Consider the following 4004-nt stretch of genomic DNA (forward strand, 5'->3'; position numbering starts at 1 on the left):
CCACCCGCCCGCGCCGCCTCCCGTGGCATTGGCAACGCCCCCCGGGATTCTGCAAAAAAACAAACCACTAACGACGGTCAGCAGTTGTCGAACTGCCACCGGCCGTCAATGAAGGTCCAGGTACGCGGTAGCGAAGCGCTGGCGGGTGCGCTGGGATCGGCGTCCACTGAGATGACTTTGCCCGATGAGCCGTCGACGACGGCGGTTGCGCTTTGGTAGTTCGGGTGGCGTCCGCGGAAGAACTCGTCGAGCACAGCGGCGTACGCGGCAACCCCACCGATCTTCGCCTTGCAGCGCGCTGAGTAGTACTCCCAAGCTTGGGCGTCCTGCCGGGTAGCGGCCAGAACGTCGAGGCGGTGGCCGGCAGATTCGAGCGCTTCTTTAGAGTGCGGGTCCTGCGAGGCAGGCTTCCCGGTGCCGGCGCTTTCCGATGGCGAGCACGCGGTAACTGCTAACGCAGCGGCCGCGATCCAGTGTGCTGCTTTCAAGACTGCAACCTTGTCCTGAGTGTGTTCTGAGTTTCGAGAATGCTACGCGCTTGGCGTCCTTCTGTGCCGACCCGCCAGTGCTCGTCGTCGGCGTGGGATCCGCGGATGCGGACCGCGTGGCCCATGCTTGCCGGGTGAAGAAGTGCGCGGAATACATGTTCGCGCGATGTGCGGGTTCGGTCGCTGAGCCTGGCGACCGGAACCCGTATGCCGGCCGGTCGTTGATTTTGGCGAAGCTATGGATGAGCGGGTACATGCGAATGTTGGCAATTCGGATCAACAGCGGGCCGGAGATGAAGCCCTATCTCGAAGCGCGCCGCGGCGTCTGACCAGGGGTGGGCTATTAGTCGCAAGTACGGTGCTAGTTTGCGGATATGGCTTCACGAACGGTCGGCGGCGGGCCAGTCGGACTTCTCAGGTCGCCGACTTCTGTGACGACTACCGAAGGCAAGCAGGAATGTGTCGGCTTTCGATGGGAAGCCGAGATGACACAACTGGTTGCTACTCAGATTGGTCGACTAATGCCGACCGGCGGCGCGCACGTGGTCGTCGGCGAAGTGCCGGCCGCACAGGGCATCGCTGATGTCGTCGCCGTCCGATTCGACACTGACGCGCTCGACCAGCGGTTCGAGAACGGCGTCGGTCCGATCACATCGCCACTGCGAGTGCGGGTTCTGCATCTACTCCGCAGCGATCGACCCGCACGAACCTCGACTCTTGCTGCCCGCCTCGGTACCAGCGTCGCGGCCCTGACGCGCTCAACCCTCGGGCCGCTCGCCGAACTTGGTCTTGTCGAACTGCATTCCGATAGGATCCGGTCCACCGGCGCGTGGCGTCCCCTACCTGCGCACATCACCGCTGTCGAGCTCAAATTGAGCAAGTGGAGGGACGCGCTTCGCCAAGCGGACAATTTCGCGATCAGCGCAGACCGTTCGTGGGTCGTTCTCGACGCGGCCCGATCCGCCGCGGCGGTACGAGAGAGCGCCTTCATCGCTTCGTTTGGCGTGGGCCTGGCGGTGATTGCGTCGACGGGTGAACTCCAGGTGGTCGCGCCTCCGCGCGGTCGTCGTCCCGAGCGATGGTTACGCGCGCTGATGGCCGAGCAGGTGTGGGCGTCAGCGCAGAACGACGTCGCAGCCCTCATTGCCGCGACCGCACAGCTAGAGAAGCGCCCGCCAGCGATCGAGGTGAATCGTCGGAGGCACGCGAGTAGCGACAATCCGCGAGAGGCTGTCGCGAAAGTTGATCGCGGCGTCCAGCCGAGCGGCGACGAGTGCGCGCCGTTGCGCAACGGGCACGGCGGTCAGAGCCGCGGCCTCCTGGGACGCGTGGCGGATCTGGTGGCGCTTGGCGAGCATCAGATCATGCGAACTGCCCATCTGAACGCAGTCGGTGCAGTTACACGGCTGATACCCGGCCTCGTTCACGAGTTGTTCGTGTATGCGCCATTGCACGAGGCGGAGAAGCTGTGGTTCGAAATACGGAAGACTGGGTTCCTGACGGGCAGTCATCGGTCCGGGGATTCGATCAAACCACGAACCCGCAGCCATGCCTCCACTGAAACCCCATGCCCCCCAACCCATAGCGAGCCAACCGAGCCAACCTGACGACGGCAGGAAGATACGGATGCCATTCGCGGCGCAAGTTTCTACGACCTCTCGCAGACCATCGAGGTAGAGCCGATCATCCACCGGCGCCAGCCAGAAATGGGGAGCCCGGAACACAACGCCGTCAGCGCCGGTCTGAATGACAGCGTTCATCAGTCGCGTTAGATGCCTCGGCTCGCGAAGGTAAGTCCGATCCACGGTGACGCCTAGCCAGCAATCGTGATCTGATACTCGGCTGCGCACGGCGGTGGCGGCATCAAGCACGGCGTTCAGGTCGTCCGGGCCGGCGGCGGCGTCCATCGTCGGAGATGGAGTAATCACGAATGACGGAGGGCCGGCGTCGCCGTGGAGGCGCGCCGAGAGTTGATGATCGACGCCCTGCTGCATCCATTGTTCCCACTGTTGTTGCGTCTCGGGGCGCGGAGTCTGAGCGAGCCAAGGAAAATGGTCACGGGCTCGCTGGGTAGGCGGGCGGTCGAGCAGATAGCCATGCGGATCGACGATGGCCTCACCGACGACCCGCGCCTCGCGATAGAGCGATTCCAGAGTCCGTGGAATGCTCAGCGGCCCGAAGCAGATGCCGGGACGTCCGGCCGGTGTTGCCGCAAGTTCATCTGCGAAATCAACCAGCTGTTGAGCCTCCCTGCTGCCGTACTCCAACCAGAAGCTCATGGCCACATCGATTCGAGTTGCTGTCTCGCGACGATGGCGGATGGTCGCCGGTAACCGCGGTATTCGCCGGCCAAGAGCAACCAATCACGCAGGCCGGCGGGACGACTACCCGGGATGGTGATGCCTGCTTGCAGCCGACCATGCCAATCCGCGGGCGGGCGCGGCTCGCCACGCCAGAAGGGGTGTTGTCCCGAAGCGAGTTCGGCCACGATGATTGCAACTGCCCAGATATCCGTGCGCTCGAAGGCCCGTTCACCCAGCAGCTGCTCGGGCGCCATGTATGTCCAGGTGCCCCCGATCCAGGGATAGACGGTCACTGTCGTCAGGTCAATCAGCCGCGCCAGCCCCAAGTCGATGATGACTGGCTGTGTCCAGTCGCGGTTGAGCAGAATTATGTTGTCGGGCTTGAGGTCACGATGGATCACTCTCTCGCGGTGCAAGTCCTCGACGCCTTCGAGCACAGCAAGCGTGAAGGCACGCAGCTGAGCGTCGTCAGGCAGATTGCCCGCGTTGATGTGCTCCCGTACGTCGCCGCCCTCCAGAAACTCGCTGAGAAAATACGGGTGCTCTTTCCCATCGTCGGCAGTGGTCAACATGCCGCGGCCGTACACCGGGACAACGCGCGGCGTATTGATGCGCTGCATCGCTTCGATTTCGCGTTCGAACCGTTCAGGCTCATATGCACTCGTAATGACCTTGCAGGCCTGGACCGCGCCGTTCTGAACAATCCGCCAGCATTCACCCATGCCGCTGGGCGAGCCGACGCGTGCCGCATCATCGCATGGACCTAGAGCACGCTCGATGTCCGCTTTCGTTACCCCCATCGCCCTCTGACTCTAGGGCAAATGTCGTTGCGCAGGCAGCAACCACGCGCATACGAAACTAGTCGCAAGCAGCCATCATCGCTGCCCGTATCTCGTCGTCGTCGACCGCGGTGTAACGCTCCGTCGTCGCGACCGACGAGTGTCCCAGCAGCGTTTGCACGGCGCGCAGGTTCCGCGATCCGCGGTATGCCCTAGTGGCGAATCGGTGCCGCAGCGTATGCGCTGTCCAGTGGCCGGGCAGCGCGCCGGCCATCAGCTTCCCGACCCACCGCGCCGACAGGTGCCCGTCGTCGGCGCCCCTGCGTGCCAGGGTGAGTTGAGTCCAGTGGTTCATAGCAAACCGGCCTGATGCAGGGCGAGATACGGATCAACACGCCATGAGCAGTTCGATGATGACGTCGGTGCATGACAAT

The 4004-nt window shown here is 63.5% G+C and carries 5 protein-coding genes and 1 pseudogene; 1 reads left to right on the forward strand and 5 read right to left on the reverse strand.

What is annotated here, in order from left to right; all coding sequences use genetic code 11:
* Positions 1 to 77 precede the first annotated feature (77 nt).
* The gene (locus AWC08_RS34750; protein WP_142283327.1) at positions 78 to 488 is read right to left on the reverse strand and encodes a hypothetical protein; all 411 of its coding nucleotides are present in this window, start codon (positions 486 to 488) and stop codon (positions 78 to 80) included.
* Between the two features lie 155 nt (positions 489 to 643).
* Here AWC08_RS34750 and AWC08_RS39485 point away from each other — a divergent pair, with 155 nt between their 5' ends.
* Positions 644 to 817 (forward strand): ribosome modulation factor, encoded by a 174-nt coding sequence (locus tag AWC08_RS39485; RefSeq protein ID WP_419196903.1) that lies wholly within the window; start codon positions 644 to 646, stop codon positions 815 to 817.
* Positions 818 to 1006: 189 nt separating this feature from the next.
* On the opposite strand, the gene AWC08_RS36170 is transcribed toward AWC08_RS39485, so the two are convergent.
* The 4 genes and pseudogenes from AWC08_RS36170 to AWC08_RS00025 form a co-directional block, all read right to left on the reverse strand.
* Positions 1007 to 1168 (reverse strand): hypothetical protein, encoded by a 162-nt coding sequence (locus AWC08_RS36170; protein WP_159459941.1) that lies wholly within the window; start codon positions 1166 to 1168, stop codon positions 1007 to 1009.
* Between the two features lie 480 nt (positions 1169 to 1648).
* The gene (locus tag AWC08_RS00015; protein ID WP_142283328.1) at positions 1649 to 2767 is read right to left on the reverse strand and encodes a hypothetical protein; all 1119 of its coding nucleotides are present in this window, start codon (positions 2765 to 2767) and stop codon (positions 1649 to 1651) included.
* A complete protein-coding gene (locus AWC08_RS00020) occupies positions 2764 to 3591 on the reverse strand; it encodes a serine/threonine-protein kinase (RefSeq protein WP_085087257.1) in 828 nt (275 codons plus the stop codon). The genes AWC08_RS00015 and AWC08_RS00020 overlap by 4 nt, the downstream gene beginning before the upstream one ends.
* Positions 3592 to 3649: 58 nt before the next feature.
* Positions 3650 to 3877: pseudogene (locus AWC08_RS00025) on the reverse strand (tyrosine-type recombinase/integrase); the annotation flags it as partial.
* Positions 3878 to 4004 lie beyond the last annotated feature (127 nt).

The sequence above is a fragment of the Mycobacterium gordonae genome (genome assembly GCF_002101675.1).
GTDB lineage: Bacteria > Actinomycetota > Actinomycetes > Mycobacteriales > Mycobacteriaceae > Mycobacterium > Mycobacterium gordonae.

What these genes read in the sequence shown, in the direction of transcription:
- AWC08_RS39485 (WP_419196903.1), top strand. Translation starts at nt 644, where the DNA reads ATGTTCGCGCGATGTGCGGGTTCGGTCGCTGAGCCTGGCGACCGGAAC.
- AWC08_RS36170 (WP_159459941.1), bottom strand. Translation starts at nt 1,168, where the DNA reads ATGCAGAACCCGCACTCGCAGTGGCGATGTGATCGGACCGACGCCGTT.
- AWC08_RS00015 (WP_142283328.1), bottom strand. Translation starts at nt 2,767, where the DNA reads ATGAGCTTCTGGTTGGAGTACGGCAGCAGGGAGGCTCAACAGCTGGTT.
- AWC08_RS00020 (WP_085087257.1), bottom strand. Translation starts at nt 3,591, where the DNA reads ATGGGGGTAACGAAAGCGGACATCGAGCGTGCTCTAGGTCCATGCGAT.